Source organism: Sanguibacteroides sp. AM78-02pH3A (assembly GCF_027666085.1).
GTDB lineage: Bacteria > Bacteroidota > Bacteroidia > Bacteroidales > Marinifilaceae > Gabonibacter > Gabonibacter massiliensis.
Genome location: NZ_JAQEHX010000030.1, coordinates 1 through 894, shown reverse-complemented (window position 1 = coordinate 894; position 894 = coordinate 1). Strand labels below are relative to the sequence as shown.

The following is an 894-nucleotide window of genomic DNA, read 5'->3' as shown; positions in this document are numbered from 1 at the left end:
TGACCCAATACGTGGAAGATAAAACTAGTTATACCATGTATATGGATAAGGGAAGAGGAAGAATGGCAGATTTTATTTATGGTAAACGAGATATATTCGTGGAGAAAGCAACATATCTACCCAGGAACAAATCTGTCCTTCACTATCAAGGATTGAAACACCTTGTTTCTCCAAGAGTGGAAAATTTGTTGTTTGTTACTACAGGACGGACAAGTACGATACGTTATACAAATCCTGTGGAAATAGATACATTCTGGGCGGGATTTTGGAGCTTCGTACAAGCTGGTTCTAAATTTGGTAATGAATTTGATTATATGAACGAAAGAGTAAAATATAAAAAAACAGGATTAAAATGAAAAACATAATAGGAGTAATTTTGTTATTATTGATAATATTTGGTGGATGCAAGTATGATTCAATGGAACGGGCAAAGGCAGAATTTAATAAAGACTATTTAAAGTCTCGTTCAATGTTTGACAGTTCTCTTGTATCCATATTTCCTTCTTATGTTCATTCTTTATACTCGAGAATTATAGGATACGCTTTAGATTCATACGAATATTATAGGTTTAACGGAATGATTTTGGAGGTTTCTTATTCAGACTCTCTCGCTAGGGCATTGGTTAATAGTAAGCATGAAACTGTTTATTCTTCACAAGATAGTAATTTGTTGATTGTCGGTAGACTCGGGGAGAGCACGGTGGAACGTTATCGGGAATTTGAAAAAAATTATCCTTGGTCGAACAGTAAAGGCTATATACCGGTACCTAATTTTTATGAACAAAATTATTCTTCTGATATTCATCGTGCAGATAGGGACCCATTAAACAATCGTTTACCCGAAGGATATACTATTTACGTGGTAGACGCCTCGCCCGGGATCTATATCAAAAA

General features: G+C 35.0%; 2 protein-coding genes. Both read left to right on the top strand.

The annotated features are described in order from the left end of the window. Positions 1-356 (top strand): hypothetical protein (locus tag PGR74_RS14090; protein ID WP_270517396.1); only part of this gene is annotated, 356 nt, incomplete at its 5' end. Continuing rightward, a partial coding sequence (locus PGR74_RS14085; protein WP_270517392.1) for a hypothetical protein occupies positions 353-894 on the top strand: 542 nt, incomplete at its 3' end. The genes PGR74_RS14090 and PGR74_RS14085, both read left to right, overlap by 4 nt.